The organism is Myxacorys chilensis, from assembly GCF_059505265.1.
On sequence record NZ_JCACKG010000264.1, the window covers coordinates 1 to 22,406 of the forward strand.

Annotated in this window: 18 protein-coding genes and 1 pseudogene; 13 read left to right on the top strand and 6 right to left on the bottom strand. The window is 48.7% G+C overall.

Translation table 11 applies throughout. The features are described 5' to 3' along the window. The first annotated feature begins 251 nt into the window (after positions 1-251). From AC5JLB_RS26980 to AC5JLB_RS27005, 6 genes are read left to right on the top strand one after another with little or no spacing between them, the layout of a single operon-like run. Positions 252-1,355 (top strand): SWIM zinc finger family protein, encoded by a 1,104-nt coding sequence (locus AC5JLB_RS26980; RefSeq protein ID WP_495876920.1) that lies wholly within the window; start codon positions 252-254, stop codon positions 1,353-1,355. Beyond that, entirely contained in the window at positions 1,352-2,017 is a 666-nt protein-coding gene (locus tag AC5JLB_RS26985; protein WP_495876921.1) for a hypothetical protein, read from the top strand. The genes AC5JLB_RS26980 and AC5JLB_RS26985 overlap by 4 nt, the downstream gene beginning before the upstream one ends. 24 nt (positions 2,018-2,041) lie before the next feature. Then, positions 2,042-2,683: a hypothetical protein gene (locus AC5JLB_RS26990; protein ID WP_495876922.1), complete on the top strand. Its 642-nt coding sequence runs from the start codon at positions 2,042-2,044 to the stop codon at positions 2,681-2,683. Between the two features lie 57 nt (positions 2,684-2,740). Then, on the top strand, positions 2,741-2,950 hold the full coding sequence (locus AC5JLB_RS26995) for a hypothetical protein (RefSeq protein WP_495876923.1): 210 nt from the start codon (positions 2,741-2,743) through the stop codon (positions 2,948-2,950). A 1-nt stretch (position 2,951) separates the two neighbouring features. Beyond that, entirely contained in the window at positions 2,952-3,245 is a 294-nt protein-coding gene (locus AC5JLB_RS27000) for a hypothetical protein (protein WP_495876924.1), read from the top strand. Between the two features lie 16 nt (positions 3,246-3,261). Further along, positions 3,262-4,380, top strand: coding sequence for a hypothetical protein (locus tag AC5JLB_RS27005; protein ID WP_495876925.1), 1,119 nt, complete (start codon positions 3,262-3,264; stop codon positions 4,378-4,380). An 81-nt stretch (positions 4,381-4,461) separates the two neighbouring features. On the opposite strand, the pseudogene AC5JLB_RS27010 reads toward AC5JLB_RS27005, so the two are convergent. Together AC5JLB_RS27010 and AC5JLB_RS27015 are read right to left on the bottom strand one after the other, a co-directional pair. Next, positions 4,462-4,633, bottom strand: a pseudogene (locus tag AC5JLB_RS27010) (transposase); the annotation flags it as partial. Between the two features lie 82 nt (positions 4,634-4,715). Further along, complete coding sequence (locus AC5JLB_RS27015) at positions 4,716-5,483, bottom strand: SDR family NAD(P)-dependent oxidoreductase (RefSeq protein ID WP_495876926.1); 768 nt, start codon at positions 5,481-5,483, stop codon at positions 4,716-4,718. A 158-nt stretch (positions 5,484-5,641) separates the two neighbouring features. Here AC5JLB_RS27015 and AC5JLB_RS27020 point away from each other — a divergent pair, with 158 nt between their 5' ends. The 4 genes from AC5JLB_RS27020 to AC5JLB_RS27035 all read left to right on the top strand — a co-directional run bounded on the left by AC5JLB_RS27020 (position 5,642) and on the right by AC5JLB_RS27035 (position 8,834). Continuing rightward, complete coding sequence (locus AC5JLB_RS27020) at positions 5,642-6,580, top strand: AraC family transcriptional regulator (protein ID WP_495876927.1); 939 nt, start codon at positions 5,642-5,644, stop codon at positions 6,578-6,580. Positions 6,581-6,715: 135 nt separating this feature from the next. Beyond that, the gene (locus tag AC5JLB_RS27025; protein ID WP_495876928.1) at positions 6,716-7,168 is read left to right on the top strand and encodes a hypothetical protein; all 453 of its coding nucleotides are present in this window, start codon (positions 6,716-6,718) and stop codon (positions 7,166-7,168) included. 685 nt (positions 7,169-7,853) lie between these two features. Beyond that, positions 7,854-8,267 carry a nuclear transport factor 2 family protein gene (locus tag AC5JLB_RS27030; RefSeq protein ID WP_495876929.1) on the top strand — a complete coding sequence of 138 codons (414 nt, stop codon included), beginning with the start codon at positions 7,854-7,856 and terminating at the stop codon, positions 8,265-8,267. Between the two features lie 51 nt (positions 8,268-8,318). Further along, the gene (locus tag AC5JLB_RS27035) at positions 8,319-8,834 is read left to right on the top strand and encodes a hypothetical protein (RefSeq protein ID WP_495876930.1); all 516 of its coding nucleotides are present in this window, start codon (positions 8,319-8,321) and stop codon (positions 8,832-8,834) included. 212 nt (positions 8,835-9,046) lie between these two features. Here AC5JLB_RS27035 and AC5JLB_RS27040 read toward each other — a convergent pair whose 3' ends face one another. The 3 genes from AC5JLB_RS27040 to AC5JLB_RS27050 all read right to left on the bottom strand — a co-directional run bounded on the left by AC5JLB_RS27040 (position 9,047) and on the right by AC5JLB_RS27050 (position 18,040). Next, the gene (locus tag AC5JLB_RS27040) at positions 9,047-9,946 is read right to left on the bottom strand and encodes an alpha/beta fold hydrolase (protein ID WP_495876931.1); all 900 of its coding nucleotides are present in this window, start codon (positions 9,944-9,946) and stop codon (positions 9,047-9,049) included. Between the two features lie 137 nt (positions 9,947-10,083). Further along, complete coding sequence (locus tag AC5JLB_RS27045) at positions 10,084-14,169, bottom strand: PAS domain S-box protein (RefSeq protein WP_495876932.1); 4,086 nt, start codon at positions 14,167-14,169, stop codon at positions 10,084-10,086. A gap of 61 nt (positions 14,170-14,230) precedes the next feature. Continuing rightward, a complete protein-coding gene (locus AC5JLB_RS27050; protein ID WP_495876933.1) occupies positions 14,231-18,040 on the bottom strand; it encodes an ATP-binding protein in 3,810 nt (1,269 codons plus the stop codon). A gap of 464 nt (positions 18,041-18,504) precedes the next feature. Between AC5JLB_RS27050 and AC5JLB_RS27055 the strand changes: the two genes are divergently transcribed. Together AC5JLB_RS27055 and hemC are read left to right on the top strand one after the other, a co-directional pair. Then, positions 18,505-18,756 (top strand): hypothetical protein, encoded by a 252-nt coding sequence (locus AC5JLB_RS27055; protein ID WP_495876934.1) that lies wholly within the window; start codon positions 18,505-18,507, stop codon positions 18,754-18,756. A 248-nt stretch (positions 18,757-19,004) separates the two neighbouring features. Further along, the gene (hemC, locus tag AC5JLB_RS27060) at positions 19,005-19,976 is read left to right on the top strand and encodes a hydroxymethylbilane synthase (RefSeq protein ID WP_495876935.1); all 972 of its coding nucleotides are present in this window, start codon (positions 19,005-19,007) and stop codon (positions 19,974-19,976) included. A 188-nt stretch (positions 19,977-20,164) separates the two neighbouring features. On the opposite strand, the gene AC5JLB_RS27065 is transcribed toward hemC, so the two are convergent. Next, complete coding sequence (locus AC5JLB_RS27065; RefSeq protein WP_495876936.1) at positions 20,165-20,635, bottom strand: hypothetical protein; 471 nt, start codon at positions 20,633-20,635, stop codon at positions 20,165-20,167. Positions 20,636-20,875: 240 nt separating this feature from the next. Between AC5JLB_RS27065 and glgA the strand changes: the two genes are divergently transcribed. After that, positions 20,876-22,297, top strand: a complete 1,422-nt coding sequence (gene glgA, locus AC5JLB_RS27070) for a glycogen synthase GlgA (RefSeq protein WP_495876937.1) — start codon at positions 20,876-20,878, stop codon at positions 22,295-22,297. The last annotated feature ends 109 nt before the right edge of the window (positions 22,298-22,406 follow it).

Here is a 22,406-nt window from a genome sequence, read left to right on the forward strand (position 1 = left end):
TGAACAAGGATACTACTCTTAGCTCCCTGTCCGATTTTTGGGTGTCATTTCACTTATTATCAGCCATCCTAGGTTCCAAATTGGAGGCAGTTTCCTCCCTTGAGGAATTGCTAATGGGCATTTAGTTTAGTTAATGGTAATCGAATTGGAGATGGAATCTTCTGGTTAAGCGTTGCTCTCGGATGTAGGGAAGTTAAAACCTTGCCTAAGATTTAGAACAAAGGCTGATTTAAAGCTTTCAGGAGGGATCAGTGATACCAAAATTGAGCGAGGCAATCATTCGTCACCACACGATCGCTCAATCGTTTGAACGGGGACAGGGTTATTACTGGGCTGGTTCAGTTAATTCTCTGATTCAACGCGGCGATCGCTTATTTGCCAAGGTTGAAGGCAGCGAAGTAAACGCTTACCAGGTCGATGTTCATTTTGATCAAGGTGGTATTACCCGTGCGACCTGTACCTGTCCCTACGATTATGAAGGATGGTGTAAGCACATCGTTGCAGTCCTCCTAACCTGCCTACATCAGCCCGATCGCATTGAGCAGCGTCCTGAACTGGCTGCATTGCTGGCTTCTCTTAACCATGAGCAGTTGCAAACGATCGTGCAAAATCTTGCTAGCGAGCAGCCAGAATGGGTGGATGCAGTCGAGGTTCAGATTGCCTTACTGACCCAATCCAAAACCCAAACATCACAAAAGGCTCCTCGCCGGACTACCGTTGATCCTAAACCGATTGAGCGGCAAGTTGAGCGAATTATCAATCGGTATGTAGAGCAGTGGAATGATGAACTCGCTCTGGATGAAATTCGGGAGATTATTCAAAAAGCAGACCAATTTCTTGAGCAGGGTGACGGCAATAATGCGCTGATCATTTTGGGTGCGATCGCTCGTTCCTATGTGCAGGACTGGATGAACTTGGATGGTTCCAGTGGTGAAAGTGGAGCGTTTTTTGAAGAGTTAGATGATGCCCTAACTGAAGCGATTTTGAGTACTGAGTTATCAGCAAGCGAATTTCAGCAATGGCAAAAGGAACTAAAGAACTGGCAAAAAGAGGTTGACGATTATGGCGTTGATAGCTTTAAGATGAGCCTTATTGCGCTACAGCAGGGATGGGACTACCCGCCCCTTCGGGAGGTCTTACAGGGAAACGTTACTGAATCAGGTGCTTCGTCTTCCCAAGCACCTGATTTTGCTGATGATCTTGCCCGGATTCGGCTCAAGATTCTAGAGCGGCAGGGCAGACATCAAGAGTATCTCTATCTTGCAGAAGCAGAAGGGCAGACTGATTGCTACCTGCGAATGCTGCTGTGCTGGGGCGATCGCCTCCTCCGTTCGCCCCAGCACAGCAGCAAATGAGTACACCAGGAGAGGCTTTGGCTTTAGCGCAAACCCTGCGAGAGCGGGGAGAACTGGAACAGGCACTCAAGATTGCAACGAAAGGGCTATCGCTGGGTGGTCATGATCAGTATCAATTAGCCATTTGGACAAGCGAACTGGCAGAGGGCATGGATCAGGAGATTGCCCTCCAGACGAGATTAAAAGGATTTCAACTCCAACCCTCCCTGCCGGATTACCTGAAGCTGAAGGAGTTAGCGGGTCATCGCTGGGATTCCCTGCAACCAGACTTACTAACCCAGTTGCGGCAAGACTCCAGCAGCCTGAGTGCGAAGGCAAAAGCTGCCATTTTTTTAAAGGAAGGCTTGATTGATGATGCGATCGCCACAGTCACTCAGCTCAGTTCCTACCAGCCAGACCTTATTCATCCAGTCATGGATGCGGCTGTTACCCATCGTCCTGAATGGGTGATTGAAAACGCCCGTCCCCGTGCTGAAGCAATTATGAATGCAGCTCAAGCGCAGTATTACTATCACGCGATTAACTGGCTGCGTCGAGTCCGGGCTGCCTATCTTCAGTTGAGGCAGCAGGAGGAATGGAAACGGTATCGTACAGCCCTGATGCAAACCCATGTCCGTAAATGCAAGTTAGTTTCAATGCTGCAACAGCGAGACTTGACTTGAAGGTTATAAGCCCGAGAGGTAAACATGGCTTCATCAGCAGTATCAAAAAGAATTTCTACCCTTGCCCAGATTGCTCAAGAGTTGCGTCAGGGCAAAGATTTTAACATCACTCGTCTAACTAGCCTCAAAAGCCTTTGTGCTGATCCTCAAGCAGCAGGGCAATTTTGCTTGTATCTTGCTCGGTTAACTCAGCAGAAATTGCAGGATAAAGAGAAGCCAGACCATCTTGAAGAAGAAATCTGGTTGCATTGTAAGCATCTCATCAATGAAGCAACCCTTGAAATGGAAACGTATTTAGCAGAACCCACAAAAGAAGGAGAAAAGTTACTTCAAAATCTTTTATCAAGAGTAAGAGAAGTAAACAATCAGTATAAAAATCAAAACTGGGGACCCGTACGGATTATTCAAAGCACAGATGCTTTATTAATTGAAAAGGCTCTATGTGGTATTCTACGCCCTTCTGAATCTAGTGATTGGGGATACCAGCTTGCTAGAGAATACGCAGAGAAATATAACCCGAGATATGGCAATGGACTTATTCCAGAATCGGCACCGATGGTTGAGGATATTGCCAACTTCTGGAGCCAGTATTACTTTCGAGAACCCTTGGACGAATGGCTGAATCGTCAAAAAAGTCACTCAAAAGCATCTCGAAAGAAGTCGTAAATGGTAAAGAAGCTTTGGAAGTAAACCATTGAGCAATCGGGAGGTATTGAAACTGCAATGGCGAAACAAAAGAACTCGGAAAGCTCTTTCGATCGTGGGGAGCATCTCCTCAATGCGTTAATCCAACAGAAAAATCAAGCCAAGCGGATAGTTGCACTCAAGGAACTATCTCCCAAAACCTATGAAACGCTTCTAGTCCAGTGGCGTAATGATCACCAGCGACGCAGCAATTTATGGAAAGCAATGAAACAATTGGGGCTAATTTAATATGAATGTAAAAGTCATCATTGAAGTTTCTATTCCACCTGAAGAAAAAGATTTTGATAGCTTGAGAATGGCAGCATTTAGGCTGACTAATAATCCAAGAAGTATAACTGTGCAAACTACTCAAGCAGGTGATTCTCTTGCAGAGCCACTCCGTGACCGCATTTCCCTGATCACTAACTTCACCGTGAGAACAACAGCTCAGTATAAAGTTGTTGATAATATTGCAGATGAGTTTGAATACCAGAACTTTGACCTGAAAGGCTACCAGGACATGAGTATTTCATTTTCTAAATAAGCAGGAGAAACTGCCAATGAGTGAATACCAGTATTATGAATTTCAAGCGATCGACCGTCCCTTGACCAAGAAAGAGCAGGATGAAATTCGTCAGCTTTCCAGTCGAGTTCAACTTACACCCAATCAAGCCATTTTCCTTTACAACTATGGCAACTTTCGGGGCGATCCAGAGAAAGTACTGACCCAGTACTTTGACATGATGTTCTACATCGCCAACTGGGGCACTTGGCAACTGATGTTTCGGTTTCCGAAAGCGATCGCTGACGCAAGCAGGTTTCAGCCCTACGAACTTCCCGACACAGTGACCGTTTCAACGACCTCCAAGTACATCATTCTGGATATCCAAATTACCGAGGAAGAAGGCATAGGCGGTTGGATTGAGGGAGAAGGCTGGATGCCACGTTTGCTGCCGCTTCGAGATGAACTGTTGAACGGCGATTTGCGTCTGTTGTATCTGGTCTGGCTGCGAACAGCACCCTATCTTGCGGAAAATACCTTGGAAGATGATCCCGTTGAACCTCCCATTCCGCCCAACCTGGACAAGCTTTCTGAGTCACTACAAGCGTTTGTGGAACTGGTAGAGCTTGATCCGAATTTAGTTGCTGCGGCAGCCCAGGCAAGCGATCGCCAAGAAACGATCGTAGAGCCACCACTTGAGAACTGGTTGCCTGCTCTATCAGCCGATGAAAAGCAGGAATTTTTGCTGAAACTGGTGCGACGAGAACCGCACGTTGATTTGCAACTGATTCACCGCTTAAAGGAACTGGCAGGAGCAACTCAATCCGCGCCTCGATCAAACTCAGGACATCGACGGCTCTCTGAACTGCAAGAAATTGCTGAGACGATCAGAAACAAGCACCACCGCAAGGAACAGGATGCCGCAAGAAAAAAGCGGATCAAGGAACTGGAAGCCCTGGCACCGAGAGAAGCTCAAACATGGAAGCGAGTGGCAGAACTGATTGAGTTGAAGCAGGCTAAACCCTATGATGAAGCCACCGCCCTCCTCAAAGACCTGCGTGATTTGGCAGAACATCAAGGACGAGTAGCCGAATTTGTCCAGCGCTTTGAGCAGCTTAAGTCAGACTACCAAAACCGTCCCGCCTTAATTGCACGATTCAAGACTATTAAAGTGTAATGGGTCAATCCAGACAGCTCTCTTCAGAAACACTGAGGCAATCACTCAATGAGAGAATCAGTACCCCATAGCGCACAGTCCTGGAAGAGGGTTTCCCTCCGTAGGGGAATGTGTAAGAGAGCGCAAGCCATTCAACACTTCTCGCAGGCTGTGTTCCCGTTGTGGGGCATCTTGGGTCATCAGCGTTAGGTATGGAGCGACAAATGCCCACTCTATCATCGCTCACATCGCTCGGATAGGGGTTTCTGCTTATGCCTCAGCTTAACCAAAAGTGCATAACACCCTATAGGCAAAGAGAAAATAGTGAAAGGTGTGTGAATCTAAAGTTTCATCATCTAGAGAGATTGTCCCCCGGAGACTTCTATTCTCTGTCCATTCACCCATCGATTTTCTTCAGACAGCAACGCGACGATCGCGCCGCCAATGTCATCCGGCACACCGACGCGACCGAGAGCGGTTTGCGAAGCGATGAAGCTGTTAATTTCTGGCTTGTCCCGTACTACACCACCCCCAAAATCCGTTTCGATCGCGCCTGGAGCGATCGCATTCACCGCAATCTGTCTTTGACCCAATTCCTTCGCCAGGTATCGAGTTAAAACCTCGATCGCGCCCTTCGCGCTGGCATAAGCGGCATAGCCTGGTGAGGTAAACCGAGCAAGACCTGTCGAGAGATTGACGATACGTCCTCCGTCTTTGAGTAAAGGAAGCAGTTTTTGGGTGAGGAAGAAAACCCCTTTCACATGAGTGTTGAACAAATGGTCGAACTCGTCCTCGGTCGTTTCTGCAAACGGTGCATACACACCCATTCCAGCATTGTTGACGAGGAAATCAAACTGCTCAGCTTGCCAGGTGTCTTGGAGGGATTGCTTAACATTCGTCACAAATTCGTCAAAGGTTTTTGTGTTCGCAGTATCGAGTTGCAGTGCTATAGCTTTACTGCCCAGTTCTTCAATCGCAGATACGACAGTTTTGGCTTCCGCCTCATTGCTGCGATACGTCACGATCACACTGACTCCTTTTTTTGCCAGCGCCAAAGCGGTATTCTTGCCCAGTCCTCGGCTCGATCCGGTAATTAAAGCGATTTTTGCCTTATCTTTCGTCATTGCCTTATCCTTGCAGTTATGTCTTCTAGCTGAGTTCATCATAGGTTTGAAAAGCGTTTCTCTAAATACACAAACCTTGCAGATGATTGCCTAATCCTCTCAAGCAAGGCGTTGACAAAAGAGAAGTACGCTTATAATGAGCGCGTGAAGATGGTTCAATGAGTCAGGACTTCAGCATGACGATTAAAGCACCCAGCCACAAGACAGCGATTAGCAAATGTGGAGAACTGGCAGCGTTGGTCGCTCGGCACACTGATAGCAAGGGGAACGGTACTCATGCAACCGAGATTAATTCCTTAGACTTCATGCGGGTGTCTGATACTTCCACAGTTATGCGGAGCGTCACCGAGCCGATTCTCAGTATTGGTGTTCAAGGCAAGAAGAAAGTGTTGGTGAACCAGGAAGCCTATGAGTATGGCATTGCTCAATATCTCGTGGTTTCGGTTGATTTGCCACTGTGGGGATGTGCGATCGAGGCAACACCCGACAAGCCGTATTTGGGATTTAAGCTGAATTTAGACCCCGTTCAACTGTGTGACATTATTGCTCAAACGAACCCAAGCATGGGCAAAAAGGACAACTCGGTTAGAGGTTGGTTTATTAGCGATGCCGACCCATCGTTGATTGATTGTGCCATTCGGCTGACACAGCTTCTGGACACCCCACAGGATATTCCATTCCTCGCACCGATGATCATTCGCGAAATTTACTACCGTCTGCTTATGGGTGAACAAGGTGAAGCGATTCGTCAGATTGCTGCCTCTGGCAGTACCATGCAGCGCATTGCTGAAGTGATCAAACAAATCAAGGCTGACTTCACAAAGCCGCTGCGAGTTGAAGATCTCGCTGAGCAAGCCAATATGTCTGCTTCGTCATTTCATCGCCACTTCAAGGAAGTCACCTCAATGAGTCCGCTTCAATATCAGAAGCAATTAAGGCTATTGATAGCGCGTCATCTGATGCTGGCTGAAAATGTGGATGCGACGAGTGCTGCTTATCAGGTGGGGTATGAAAGCCCTTCACAGTTCAGCCGCGAATATTCGCGCCTATTCGGTGCGCCACCGATTCGGGACATTGAACGACTGCGATCGGCTTGAAAAGCTGTCACAACTTCCCCCGTTTGTGATTTAGATCAACATTGGTAGGATGTCCTGAATATCACGGGAACCATAACAAAAGCCACTCAGCAGAGCTGCTAAGAGGCTAAAAGTGCTATTTGGTGTAGGGTACCCATGAATTTACTAATTGCGCTGATGCTGGTTGCCGCAGTTGCGATGGTTTTGACAACTTTGAGCTTGCTGATTCTACTGATGCAGGAGTTTAATCGACAGAACCAACAATCGATCGGGGCAAAGCCTAAGACACCGCGATCGCTAAATCTTCAGAACCTACCAACTCAAGGCTCATCTAGCAGAGAGCAATATCAAAAGCCTACAAAACCGACTCAATCAAGTTTGCCTTTACAGCAAATACCTCTATCGCAACCGTCACCTAAGCAGCCAACTAAATCTACCAACATGCGGGTTAGTAGTCAGACAAGAACTAAACTGATTCAGCTTGCTGGTCATGACGCTGCTTTAGCAGATAGGTTGGTCAAGAAAGTCCACACTAATCATCCCGATCGTTCTGCCCAGTGGTGCTGGGAAAAAGCAATCTGTGATTTGGAACGCGATCGCAGAATTTAGCACGCATGGCTTATAAGCCAAGGTGGCGACATTGGTTGCCGTTGCTGTATTTTGGCTACCGCGATCGCACCTTCAACGACGGTGTAAATGGAGTATTGATCAAAGATTATTGTGATCGAAAACTTGTTGAACGCGCAGTATTTCCTAGTGTATTCTCACTAATTTCGCTCCATTCTCTGATACTCGAAATCTCTATAGTGCGAATAACTGCTTCCACAGGTAACAGGATTGTTTCTCTAGTTAGGTTAGCATAGGTTAAGCATAGAGTTCACGATTAAATGGAATGCTCATTTCAAACGGCGCAATTGTGATTTTAACAACATTATAAACATTGTTAAAATATGTTTTTAACCATTGTTATGATGGCAGAATTTTGTCTGAATTTATATTAATACGTATATCTAATATTCATTCACTGATATTAACATTTAAGCAATCTGAGTGATATTGAAAATAATCAACGATCGATTGCTCTTATGTGTTAATAAAGTGCAACTAACATTTTGTGAAGTGCTAGCGCAACAGATACAACAGACAGTGATATCGCGAACTACAGCGAGTACTTCAGCTATTTAATTAAATGCTTTAAATTTGAGCTTCACGCTTTGGATAGACGTAATTGGAGAAGCAAAATCATTACGTTGCTATTGATGTCTTTAATTATGCTCTCTGTAAGAAGAAATATATGATGGCAAAAACCACTCCAACGACGGTCAGTGAAATTGCTTCACGCTTTATGCACACGCTGCAAAACATTGAAGCAACTGGTGATGTTAATCCCCTCGTTGCTTTATTCTCCGAAGACGCAGAACTAATGAACTTAGCAATGCATGAACCTCTGACCGGAAAGAATGGTGCACATCGGTTTTGGGAGAAGTATTTATCGGTGTTTGAGCAGATTCATTCTGAGTTCAATCATGTCGTTGAGAGCAATGGCACGATCGTGTTGGAGTGGATTTCAAAGGGCACGTTATCTACATCCGAAGAAATCACTTATCGAGGAGTGAGTGTGCTGGAACTGAACCATGAACAGGTACATCGCTTTCGTACTTACTATGATTCAGCAGCCTTTCTACCGAACGGTGCTAAGCAAGGATAGAAGCCATTTTTTAATGCATTAATCAATAAGTCAATAATAAGTTGAGGTGTCATGAATTATCTTGTTGCCGTTTTACCTGATCGAATTCAAGCAGAAGCAGCCTACACTGCTTTGGAAAAAGAAGGGTTACCAGAGACTCAAGTTAATATTCTGGGCAGGGGCTATCAGAGCGCCGATGAATATGGGTTGATTGATCCTAATCAGCAAGCCCGCAAAGGTGCAAAACGCCTAGTGTACGGGTTGGTGCCGTTTGGATTCGTGGCGGGTTATGCATTCAATTTTCTGACGGGCATTGAGATTCTTCCCGCGATCGCGCCTGTCGGAAATCACATCATTGGTGGACTGTTAGGAGCGGCTTCGGGCGCGTTAGGGGCTTACTTTGTTGGCGGTGGTGTGGGTTTAACCGTTGGGAGTGGAGATGCTCTGCCGTACCGCAATCGTCTGAATGCAGGTAAGTACTTAATTGTAGTGAAAGGAACTGACGAGTTAACTCGTCAGGCCACTCGTGTATTGCGCCAGTTTGAGCCTGAAGAGCTTCAAGGATATGCTGAACTAACCTCTGCCTAAATGGGCTGACCAATTGCTCTTCAGTTTCAGTTCCTTCCATCCGCGATGCGTTTATCGGGGATGGAAGGTCTGATTAAAGCGGTTCACCGGAGTGTTACTCCTCATGCATCCGCAAGCCCTACGTGATTTGTTAGACCTGCGATCGCGCCACTCGTAAATAGCAAGATCAACATGTCCGTTGAGCGCACGATTTTTCCTACTTCTAATTTTTACTACTTCTCAAGTAACGGTAGAAATTGACGAATTAACCCGATCATGACCGCAGGTAATTCCAGCTGAGGCGTCAATCCAACTTCATCAAGTTGATAGAAGATGGGAATGGCTTGCGGATTTAATGCTGCAAGACGACGACCGATTTCTGGAGTAGCAAACTCAGCGCCCTTTCCCCAAATCATAGCCGTAGGAACCGTCAGGCTCGGAAGGTATTGAGACAAATCAAAACACAAATCTCCCCGGACAAAGGAGAGCGCAGCATACTCCGCGTTGTTGTGTTGAGCAGACTGGAGATAAGCCTCGACAATTTCAGGATAAACTCGTTCTGGATGGGCAAACTGGCGCTGCTCCAAGAAACTGCGAATGCCAAAACTGTTCGCGACTCCTGCACTATAAAGCAGTTGACTGATCACCGGAAGATTGACGGATTTGGCAAATTGAGCGGCAGCACTGCGGCGATAGTCTTGCCCAAATTCGGCTAAACCAGCGGCGGTGGTAACAATCAGAGACTTAAACAAATCAGGACGATCGGCGGCAGCACGGAGCGTAAACGCTGCTGTCAAGGCCGAGGCAATCACGGTCACTGGAACCGTGCAGGTCTGCTCTAAAAATTCTGTGATGATCGTGATGTAATCCTCAACCTGATAGGTGCGGGCAGGATGGTCAGACCGTCCCCAGCCGATTAAATCGGGGGCCAACACGCGATACTCCGCCGCAAAAGCAGGGTAGACTTTTGACCACTCGTAGGCAGAAGAGCCACCACCAAAACCGTGTAGAAAAACCAGCGTTTCCTTGAAGTCCACACTGTTGTCCCACGGTTTTCCTTGCGCGGTGTAGTAGACCATCCTGCCAAACTGAGTCATGATCGAGCGGCTACCAAAGCCAGGAGGTACAAACATCAGCTAACCTCATCTACGCTGCAAGAGTTGTTGTCTCGATCGTGCAGACAGAATGAGAAGAATGCCTCATTCTAGAGTTGCATCGCATCACATTCTACGGTTTAGTACAGCGCACATTCTAGTTCATGCGGCTAGAGTTACCGGAGGCGGCGACTTCTTGGAAATAAGGCGCTGATGGCGCTCAACAACTTATCTGGATCGACGGGTTTTGGAATGTGCTGCTGGAATCCAGCCGCGATCGCTTGCTGCCGATCAAACTCGCCCGCGTAGGCAGTTAGAGCAATCGCCGGAACTTGTCTCGCTGGCTCTAGCGAGTCTAAAGAGCGCACTCGCTGCATCAGCATATAGCCATCCATCTCTGGCATTCCAATGTCACTCACCACCAAATCGGGAATAGCTTGCTCGATGAATTGAAGCGCTTCGATGCCCGATGAAACGCTGGTCACGATCGCGTTCGCTTGCTCTAGCACAAAGACAACAAAGTCCCGCGAGTCTGCCTCATCATCCACGACTAAAACGTGGATGTTGCTTAAATCATTCGTCAAATCGAAGGAGGGTTCTGGAGCCGGCAGTTCACGCGATCGCGCCGCAAGTGGAATTTGAACTGTAAATGTTGCACCTAGCCCTTCGCCAAGGCTATCGACCGCAACCGTTCCTCCATGCAGTTCGACAATTTGTTGTACGATCGCCAGTCCTAATCCCAAACCGCCAAACTTGCGCGTAGTCGCTCCATCTTCTTGCCGAAAATAGTCAAACACATGCGGCAGAAAGTCAGGCTGGATACCCTTTCCAGTATCTGTCACTTGAAGTTGGGCATGAGCCTTAGTTTGGGTTAGCGTAATGCTGATTTGCCCGCCTTGAGGGGTAAATTTCACAGCGTTGGATAAAAGATTCCAGACTACTTGCTGCAATCGCCCAGCATCGCCCATCACCATTCCAACATGAGGTGAAAGGGTTGTTTGAATGTGCAGCAATTTAGCTTCGGCAGATAAATGAACGGTTTCCAAGGCGGCTGAGATCACCATCCTCAGATCGATCGGCATCACATTCAAGCTTAATTTACCGCGTAGAATGCGGGAGATGTCGAGCAGGTCTTCGATGAGTTGAGATTGTAACTGGGCATTGCGTTCGATCGTTGCCAGGGCATTTTTCGTTCTTGCCTCGTCTAGTCTTCCTTGTTGCAACAGTTTCGACCAACCGAGAATGGGATTGAGCGGCGATCGCAGTTCGTGGGATAGCACCGCTAAAAATTCATCTTTAATCTGGTTGGCTTGTTGTAATTGCTCGGCCTGTTGCTGAATTGACTGCGTTAAGTTCACCCGCTCGATCGCGATCGCGATCTGGTCACAGGTGGACTGCAAAAGATCAGTTTCTTCGGGAGTAAAGCTAGTGCGAGTGTGACTAGCAAATGAAAGTGTCCCCAGTAATCGTCCCCGAACAATCAACGGTTGTCCCACATAGGCAGTAATGCCAATCGAGTGGGCCAACTGTGCCTTAGGATGGGTCAGGATTTGCGCTTGATCGAGGACGATTTGCTGCCGCTCTTGTGCCACCTGTCCGCAAAGATGTTGACCGAACTCAAGCCACTCGATCGCTTGGGCTGCTTCATCAGAGATCCCTTCATAGTTCATCAGATGCAGCATCAGTTGATTGTCTTTTTCCTCAACCATGTAGTTGTAGTAGTAATGCAACTCTAGTTGGGCTGAGAGGTTACTAAACAAGTTGTGCACTAGCGTCATCGGTTGCTCTGTAGCGAGTAAATCGCTGGTGGTGTCATAGAGCAATTGGAATCGTTCATCGGCTTGCCGCTGCGCAGTTTTGTCTTGCATAATTTTGATAGCTCCTTGCGGGCTGCCTGTTTCAGTCTGCAACGGCATCACCAAACCACTGCCCCAAAAGCGGCTGCCATCTTTCCGCACATGCCAACGTTCATTTACGGCCCGTCCTTGCGTCAGGGCGATTTGAATCTCCTGGTCCGGTTTTCCCCGTTCAATGTCTTCGGGTGTGAAAATGATGCGACCGCTACAACCGACAATTTCTGCTTCCCGATAGCCTAGCAACCGTTCGGCACCGGCATTCCAACTCGTAATAATGTTATTGAGATCGAGACTAAAAATGGCATATTCTTTCGCACTTTCAATCATTAATCGAAGGCGAGCTTCGCTCTGACGCAAGGCTGCTTCCGTAGCTTTGCGATTTTCGATGTCAATACAGGAACCGATGTAGCCTAGGAAGTCACCGTCTGGTGTAAACCGGGGAACTCCAGCATCAACAAGCCAACGGTACGCCCCATCAAAACGTCTCAGGCGATATTCCATCTGGAATGGTTGCCGAGCATCAAAGGCAGTAACATAAGTGTCTAAACAATGCTGGAAATCCTCGGGATGAACGCCTTCTGCCCAACCGTTGCCCATTTCTTGCTCCATTGTCCGCCCAGTAAAGTCTAGCCACGGCTGATTGAAGTAATGACAGAGCTTGTCAGTTCCAGACATCCAGATTAGAACAGGAGCGGTATCTGCCATCTGCCGAAAGCGGGCTTCACTCTCGCGCAGTTCAGCTTCGGTCTGTTTGCGATCGTCATCAAGCCGCTTTGCTCCGGTAATGTCAATGATAAATTTCACGCCTTCTATATCATTCAAACGCTGCGCGGCGAACAGCCCCCACCAGCGGGAGCCGTCCTTGCGGACAAATTCCTTCTCGTAAGGGGTAATGCGTCCGGTTGCAACAAATTCATCGATGGCTTCGAGCGATGCTGCCATATACTCCGATGGCGTTTGGCTGTTCAAGCACACCCGTCCTTGCTGCACATCTTCCCGGCTATAACCACTCATGCGTAAGAATGCCTCGTTGGCATCGGTGATCTGTCCGTCGGTTCTAAAGAAAACCACGGCAACGGTCTCAATTGCGATCGCCGTTTGCAACCGTGCTTCCGAGTCGTGCAGCGCTGTTTCGGCGCGGGCGCGTTCAAGTCGGTCCCAGATCCAGGCCGAAAGCTCGCGCATCAATTCAATTTCGTCGGTGCGCCAGTTATAAGGCTCTTGATGATAAACACCGAGTGTAAACTTCCATTCGCCGTCCCTGATTAGAGGGACATTAATGAACGAACCAATTTTTAGTGGAGCAAATCGCTGCTGATCGACAATGCGACAGTCAGTGGTGATGTCATGAATCACGATCGGTTGTCCAGCTTTAGCGACTTGCAGAAATTCGTCTGTCACAAACTCTGTCAGAGGATAAACACCCACTAAGCTCGGCACATCGTCTTGGTGCCAATCGTGATTGATCACCGCTTCGTCTTTTGTCTCGTTGATTTCGACAAAAGCACAGCTCGAAGTATTGAGATAACGGTTCAGTTGTTCACCGACCGTTTGCACTATCTCTTCCACACAGGTCGCCTCAACCAAGTTCTGGCTGACGGTGGCGAGAAATTGGGCGTTTAGTTCTGCCCGTTTGCGATCGGTGATGTCGTAGGACACGGCCAGCACGGCGTCAACTTCGCCCTGATCGTTGCGTAGAGGTGTGCCATGCGAGACATAGTACCGATCGTGACTCTGATGCTCTAAGCTGTAGGGTTCACCGCTGAGAGCTTGTCGGTAGTAGGGTTCGTAGTGGGTTGCCAAGGCTGGGTCGAGAGCTTCCCAGAGCGTTTTGCCGACCAAGTCTCCAGAGGTCATTCCTGCACCCCGGAGCGCTTCGCCCTCTGCTAGCAGAAAGCGCAAATCGTGATCCACAATGAAGACAGCCGCATTTGGCAAGTTAGCTGCAACGGCACGGAGGCGGGCTTCCTTCTGGCGCAGGGCTGCTTCTGCCTGTTTGCGATCGCGAAGCGCGGTTTGCCGTTCGCGGCGTTCTTGGGCTTCCCGCAAGGCCCGTTGCACACAAGGTACTAACCGTCCTAACCGTTGCTTGAGCACATAGTCTGTGGCTCCCTGTTTGAGGGCGTCGATCGCAAGTTCCTCACCCAAACTGGCAGAAACAAAAATAAAGGGCACGTCTGGACAAAGAGTGCGGGCAAGGTTCAGGGCAGCGATGCCATCCAAACCGGGCATCGCATAAGCTGCCAAAATTAGGTCAAACGCCTGGGTTTCGAGTGCTGTCACAAAGTCAGCGCGAGTGTCTACCCTCAGTAGTTCATAGTCAATCCCGCCATCCGTCAGCTTGGCTTGAATTTCCTCTGTATCCTGTGGCTTATCTTCGAGCAAGAGAAACCGGAGTGTTGACATTGTGCCCCTTCCGCTGAAATTTAATCCCATCAACTATGCTACGTTTTCCTTGGTTATTTGTTCAGTCATGTCTGCTTCTGGCGATTAGATCCGCGATCGCGCTGACTAACTCGTTGGGTTCGATCGGTTTAGCCAGGTGGCGTTGAAACCCGGCTTCGAGCGCCTGCTGCTGATTGAAGTCTCCGGCATAGGCCGTCACCGCGATCGCTGGAATTTGCCCGCCCTGCTCTGGTGGCAAAGCTCTCAGTTGCCGCATCAGCATGTACCCATCCATGTCTGGCATGCCAATATCGCTCACCAGCACATCTGCCGGGGACTGAGCTAAAGCACCCAAGGCTTCAACGGCAGAAGCGACGGCGGTTACAGCCGCCCCCTGCATCTCTAGCAGGAAGGTAACAAACTCTCGCGTATCCGCCGTATCATCGACCACCAGAACCAAAACGCCTTCTAGATTGATAGAAGGCTCAGACGGCCGACTGTCCACATTCGTTTGGTGTGACTTCGACATCAGCGGTAGTTTCACCCTAAAGGTTGCCCCCTGCCCTTCGCCTAAACTCTCTGCCTGGACAGTGCCGCCATGCAGTTCGACCAAGTGACGAACGATCGCCAGCCCCAACCCCAGTCCCCCAAACTTGCGCGTGGTCGCCCCGTCTTCTTGCCGGAAGTAGTCAAACACATTGCAAAGGAAGTCGGGATGGATGCCCTTACCCGTATCGCTAACGCTAATCTGAGCACAGGAGCCTGAACGCTCCAGTTGAATGTCGACTCGTCCTCCTTCTGGCGTGAACTTGACGGCATTCGAGAGGAGATTCCACACCACTTGCTGCAATCGGTTTGGATCACCTGAAACTTGCCCAATATTGGGATCAAGCTTTGCCTGTATTTGGATGGATCTGGCTTCTGCCGCCAGTCGAACCGTTTCCATTGCCGCTTGAATCGTTGGCACGAGTGGGACTGGGCAAACATTCAAGCTAAGTTTCCCTTGCAGGATTCGAGAGACATCGAGCAAATCTTCAATGAGTTCAGCTTGCAACTTAGCATTGCGCTCGATCACACTTAGGGCTTGAGCGGCCTTTACACTGTCTAACCTGCCCTTTTGAAGTATCCTTGACCAACCCAAAATTGGATTAAGCGGCGATCGCAACTCATGCGACAGCACGGCCAAAAACTCATCTTTGATCCGGTTGGCTGTTTCAGCTTGTTCGCGGGCAGCTTGTTCCCGCTGGAGCAGTTGGTCGCGTTCCTGGGCCATGCGCGATCGCACCGCTTCGGCGCGTTTACGATCGTTGATATCCCGAAAGAAAAGAGACAGTCCCGTTGGTGAAGGATAAACGTGAACCTCAACCCACAAATCAAGCGGGGCATAATATTCCTCAAAGTCCACCGCGACCTGCTCACTTAGCGATCGTCGATACTGAAATTCAAACTGAGCGCCGACCGTAGCTGGAAATGCTTCCCACATCGTTTTGCCGAGCATTGCTTCTAAGGGAGTTTGCGCCACTTGTTCTGCGGCTGGGTTAGCGTAGGTAATGCGAAAGTCGAGATCCATTGCCATAAACGCATCGGTCACGCGCCCCAGAAGGGTTCGCTCTCGCTGAGTAGCTTCCTGCCTTAGCTGCGCTAGTTTCAAACTAGCTTCGACTCGTGCCAGCAGTTCTCGCGCCGAGAAGGGTTTGATCAAATAATCATCGGCCCCGGCTTCCAGCCCTTCTACCCGTGCCTCTTCACCTGCACGAGCCGACAAGAGAATGATCGGAATATCTTGGGTGACGGGGTTTGCGCGGAGCGATCGCAGCAGTTCAAACCCATCCATCTCTGGCATCATCACATCGGTTAACACCAAGTCGGGTGGATTTGCTTGGATGGCATCCAGCGCAGTCTTGCCATTCGTTGCCGTTTCCACTTGAAAGCGCGAACTCAACAACCGCTTCACATAGTCGCGCATATCGGCATTATCGTCAGCTAAGAGAATTCGTCCCTCGATTTCACGGGGCAAAGACAACCCAGCCTCTAAATCAAGCACCGTTTCCTGAAGTTGGTTCACTTCGGGGGCATCGGGTAGCCAGCGCAACGCTTCTTTGACAAACGGCGCGGCTCCCAGTGCGGTCGATTCTAAAGTGTGAGCCGCTTGAATGCGGTCTTGCGGTAAATGAGCCGACCCGAGGGGAATCGCGATCGTAAACGTTGTCCCCTGATTCAATTGGCTTGTGACGCGAATGGTTCCACCGTGCAGCTTGACCAATTCTTGCACCAGAGCCAAGCCAATTCCTGACCCTTCATAAGTGCGCGATCGCGTTCCACTGACTCGATGAAATCGTTCAAACAATCGGGGTAACTCATTTCTAGAAATGCCAACACCTGTATCTTCAACACTCAATTCAACAGAATGACCAACAGATTTTAATCGAACGGTGATACTTCCAATAAACGTAAACTTGAACGCATTAGAGATGAGATTGAGAACAATCTTTTCCCACATTTCGCGATCGACGTACACAGGTTCTGGTAGTGCTGGGCAGTCGAGCACAAGACGCATTCTAGCCCGCTCAATCAGCGATCGAAATGTGCTGGCAAGTTCTGCGGTGTAAGTGGCTAAATCGGTCGGTTCATAGGATGCCTGCACGCGTCCCGCTTCAATCCGGGAGAAGTCGAGTAGCGTGTTGACTAGCTTTTGTAATCGCAGGCCGTTGCGCTGCAATAGTTCTAACTGTTCACGCTCGTCGGGTTGTAATCGTCCCTCTAAGCTGTTTGAAAGTTCTTCAAGCGGACTCAGCATCAACGTTAATGGCGTGCGAAACTCATGGCTGACATTGCTGAAAAACGCAGTTTTAGCGCGATCGAGTTCTGCTAGAGCTTCCGCACGCTTGCGCTCTTCTTCGTAAGCTTGGGCATTGCCGATGCTAGCCGAGATTTGAGCCGCCACGAGATCGATAAATCCTCGATAGCTGTCGTCGAAGAGCCTGAACGGGTTCAAGCCAGCGACCAAGATGCCAGCTTTTCCGGTCTGTCCTGATGGAGCAATGGGCACAGCGACGGCTTGGTGGGGTGGCTGCTGCCAAGCGCCTGTCGGCAAGTGACCAAAAGAGGCTTCCAAATCAGACATTAAAGTGACTTGATGCGTCTCGCTCACTTTTGCAAAAGACCAAACCGAATCGGAAGTCAGATCGACTGTTTCAGGAACTGCCGTATGACTGCGATCGATACCGGAGGTTCCAGCGAGAGAAAGCTGCTGTTGATCCGGATCGACGAGATAAATCATCGCGAAGGGGAGGTCATGAAGATTGTTTTCTAGGCAGGCTGCGCTCAGCCGACAGGCTTCATTAAACGTTCGGGCGTCTGCTGTCTTGGTGGCCAACTCCCGCAACAGCGCTAACTGACGTTCACCGATGATCCGATGGGTATCCTCAATATTGGCACAGAGAATGCCACTCGTGCGACCCTGCTCATCAGGAATCGGACTGTACGAAAATGTGTAATAGGTCTCCTCCGGGTAGCCGTTGCGCTCCATGATCAGCAGCAGGGCTTCATCATAGGTTCCTTCATTCTTGAGCATGGCGAATTCTGCCCTAGGACCGACCTGATCCCAAACCTCTCGCCACACAACAGGGGCAGACTGACCCAAGGCAGTGAGATGCTTCCCGCCAAGGATCGCTTTGTAGGCATCGTTGTAAAGATTAATCAGTTCCTCTCCCCACCAAACAAACATCGGTTGGCGACAGGTCAACATAATTCGCACAGCGGTTTTCAAGCTTTGTGACCACTGCTCTACCGGCCCCAGAGAAGTCGTTGACCAATCGTACGATCGCATCAACCTTGCCATTTCACCATTGCCCGCAAAAATCTGTTCAGCCGCTTGCTGATCCTGAATCATGATCTTTTTCCTTCCTTTCTCTCACACAAGCGGGCAACGATCGTCCCTATCTCTGCTGACTCAACTGGCTGAGACAGATGGTGGAAATCTGCTCGAATTAGACTTGACGCTAACTGAAGAATTGTTGCAGTTTCTAAGGCTATACCCTATAAAATCGTATCGCGATTTTCTTCTAGCGTTGCCGCGACAAATGTGTAAATAGAAAAACTGCGGATCTGGATCGTCGATTTCTCGAAGGAATTGAAGACCTTTGCACAGTCCTTTGCATAACGGGAGACGCAATGGGTTGATTCTGTCTCTACTGATCTGAACTTTTGAACGAAGCGTTGACTTGGAAGGAATTCAGTCGTCGAGGGCATAGATGAGATACCTAATTCGATATTTCGAGCTTTTTACCCCACATTCCGAGCATTGATCTCAAAACCTCGACCTTAGAACCCGGAACTTCAGGCTTTTTACTCGGAATGTCGCCTTCTGAACTCGGAACTCCGAGCTTTTTACTTGAATTTTCACCTTCTGGACTCGGAACTCCGAGCTTTTTACTTGAATTTTCACCTTCTGGACTCGGAACTCCGAGCTTTTTACTCGGAATGTCGCCTTCTGAGCTCGGAACTCCGAGCTTTTTACCCCAACATCCGAGTTTTGAGCTTGAAGCGTCAGCTTGCGATCGCCAACGATCACGTCACATTCTCCAACACTGGCGCTCTAAGCAATAATGCCGCCGTAATTGGCTACATCGCTTCACTTGATTATTGTTTGTATAGAAGAACTGTTTGTACAGAAGAATTGAATAGAAAAAGCGTTCATAAGGTCTATTGCAATCTGCTCTGTTTATTATTTCTTGGCATTGATTCAAGTCGCTTAACCAACTGTAACCATTTCAGCAGGATGCGCTCACCCATCGATCAACACACTACGGTAAGGTGGAGAAAGTGATTTGAAAAGCCTATTTCACCCTGCCGCTATGATGTCTCCAACTGTTTCTAGTCCCGCCCGCACCATTCGGATCGGTTCTCGCAAAAGTCAGTTAGCTCTAGTTCAAACTCACTGGGTTCAGGAACAGTTGCAGAAGGCGTTCCCTGACATCACCTTTGAAGTCCACACGATGAGTACTCAGGGCGACAAAATTTTAGATGTTGCGCTGGCAAAAATCGGCGACAAAGGACTCTTCACCAAAGAGCTAGAAGTCGGAATGCTGAACGGCGATACCGATTTTGCCGTGCATTCGCTGAAAGATTTGCCGACCCACTTGCCGGAAGGTTTAATGCTCGGTTGCGTGACCGAGCGCGAGAATCCGGCTGATGCGCTGGCCGTCCACGAGAAGCACAAAGATAAGCAGCTTGACACCCTGCCCGAAAGTGCGGTGATTGGCACGTCTTCCTTACGGCGATTAGCCCAACTGCGCCATCACTACCCGCATTTCACCTTCAAAGATGTGCGCGGTAACGTGATTACTCGCTTAGCTAAGCTAGATGCAGGCGAATATGATGCGCTGATTTTGGCGTATGCAGGATTGCATCGATTGGATTTGAGCGATCGCATTCACCAAACCATTTCCCCTGAAATCTCGCTTCATGCTGTCGGACAAGGGGCGTTGGGCATTGAGTGCCGCGAAGGAGACACCGAGATTCTGGAGTTGCTGAAGGTATTGCAACATCAGCCCACCGCGTACCGTTGCTATGCAGAACGGTCATTCTTGCGTGAGTTAGAAGGCGGTTGCCAAGTGCCGATCGGGGTGAACACTGTCATTGATGGCGACACGCTGACTCTAACTGGAGTTGTTGCGAGCCTAGATGGTAAAAGGCTGGTAAAAAATACGGTTTCGGGCGCTGCAACCGATGCCGAACAGCTAGGAATTGAACTAGCTCACCGAGCCAAAGAGCAAGGCGCGCAGGAAATCTTAGATGAGATTTTCGCGACGATTAACCGGAGTTAGGATAGGGCCATTATTCAAACCTATTAGCTTTGAAGAGAAGATCAAGGTTTACGTTTAGCCCCACACCACTTTAAAGATGTTAGAGATAGTCGCTAGTTGTAAATTAATTGCGACTATCGTGCTTTAGCTTTGAAGGAGGGAAATTACTACTCTTGGATTTTAATTAGAAAAAACTTGGTTGTTGAGACTCAACGTTTCGATGAAGCAAGTTGCTTTGCAACTCGGTGGCAGTCGTTAATGTGTGATTCACAAACAAGCTTCATAGCAGCAAATCCAAGAGTAGCAGCAGCGATTTGCCCAGCTACCGGAATGTATTTTGCAACTTGCTTAGCAGGTAGGCGAATGCCGACTGTCTTTAGAACTTGCATGACTAGCTGCTTAGTTAATACTTTCCCAATCATTTGGTTACCTAAATTAGTGGCAACACCATAAATTACCGCCTTTGATTGGGGATCTAGTTGCTCAATTTGATCTGCGGCTAGACCAAACTTGCTGCTAATTTTCGGAAGCACTTCCATCAACATTCCAATATCAGCAACAATATCCACTCCGGGAATAGGAACCATTGATGCCACAGAGGAGACAACTGCTCGCTTTGTTGCCATTGCCTTGCATTCGTCTTTTATACGATCCAACTCATTAGAGCTAACGCTAAGCATAAATTCTTTTCTCCACGCAAACTGAAGGTAAAAGTTAAGATTTTGAAGTTTTCCTCAAAACCTCTTGCTTAAAATGCCCTTCTGGAAGACAGAGATTTATGTCTGCTGAAAGTCTGCGATCACGACATTTTTGAGATCGCACTGCCTACAACTTCCCTCAAGTCGGTATGATCACAGTGCTGTGACTCAGTGCTACGACTCATAGCGCGACCAACTCACCAAGGGGACATAGAGCAAACCATGCGAATTTTATTTGTGGCAGCCGAAGTCGCTCCGATCGCAAAAGTAGGAGGCATGGGAGATGTCGCCGGGGCGTTACCGAAAGTGCTGCGAGCGATGGGGCACGATGTCCGCATTTTTATGCCCTACTATGGCTTTCTCAACGACAAGATTGACATTCCCGCAGAGCCAGTCTGGAAGGGATCCGCGATGTTTAATCCCTTCGCCGTCTATGAAACGGTGCTTCCCGGTAGCGATGTCCCCTTGTATTTGTTTGGGCATCCTGCGTTTGATCCTCGGCGGATTTACTCCGGTGAAGATGAAGACTGGCGGTTTACGTTTTTTGCCAATGGCGCAGCAGAGTTTGCGTGGAACTATTGGAAGCCCGAAATTATTCACTGCCATGACTGGCATACGGGCATGATTCCGGTGTGGATGCACCAAGATCCAGATATTGCCACCGTTTTCACGATTCACAATTTGGCGTATCAAGGTCCTTGGCGCTGGAAGTTGGAGCAGATGACGTGGTGCCCTTGGTACATGCAAGGACACAATACGATGGCAGCAGCAGTGCAATTTGCCAATTGGGTCAATACCGTTTCACCCACCTATGCAGAGCAAATTAAGACACCCGCTTACGGAGAAACGTTAGAAGGATTGCTGTCTTTTATTAGCGGTAAAGTGTCTGGAATCGTTAATGGCATCGACACTGAGGCTTACGATCCAGAGGTTGATAAAACTATCACAAAGCCCTTCGGAATCGACAGTTTAGACAACCGAAAAGCAAATAAGATTGCGCTTCAAGAAGAAGTTGGTCTGGAAGTAAACTCCAAGGCGTTTTTGATCGGCATGGTGACACGGCTCGTTGAGCAAAAGGGATTGGATTTAGTGATTCAAACCCTCGATCGCTTTATGGCGTACACCGATTCGCAGTTTATTTTGCTCGGAACGGGCGATCGCTACTACGAAACCCAAATGTGGCAGCTTTCGGCGAAGTATCCCGGTCGCATGTCGGTGTTTCTGCTCTACAACGATGCGTTGGCTAGAAGAATTTACGCCGGATCGGACGCGTTCTTGATGCCGTCTCGGTTTGAGCCGTGTGGGATCAGTCAAATGCTGGCGTTGCGCTATGGCTGCGTCCCGATCGTGCGACGGACGGGTGGCTTAGTCGATACAGTGTTTCCTCACGATCCAGAAAACCACGCGGGAACAGGCTATGCCTTCGATCGCTACGAACCGCTTGATCTGTTCACTTGCATGGTGCGAGCCTGGGAAGGATTTCGGTTTAAGCCCTACTGGAAGGAATTACAGACGCGAGGAATGCAGCAGAATTTTAGTTGGGAAAAGTCTGCGATCGAATATGTCAAGCTCTATCGCATCGTAACGGGTTTACCCCCTGAAGAACCAACGCAGGAAGCGCAGGAGGCAACCCTTAGCAGTTAGAAAAACAGAGCAGTTAGAACAGGACTTACGCAGTAGCAGCAGATTTGATAGCAGATGTAGTCTGTGAACAGATAGAGTCAGGTTGCAACCAGATCTAATCTTTGCGAAG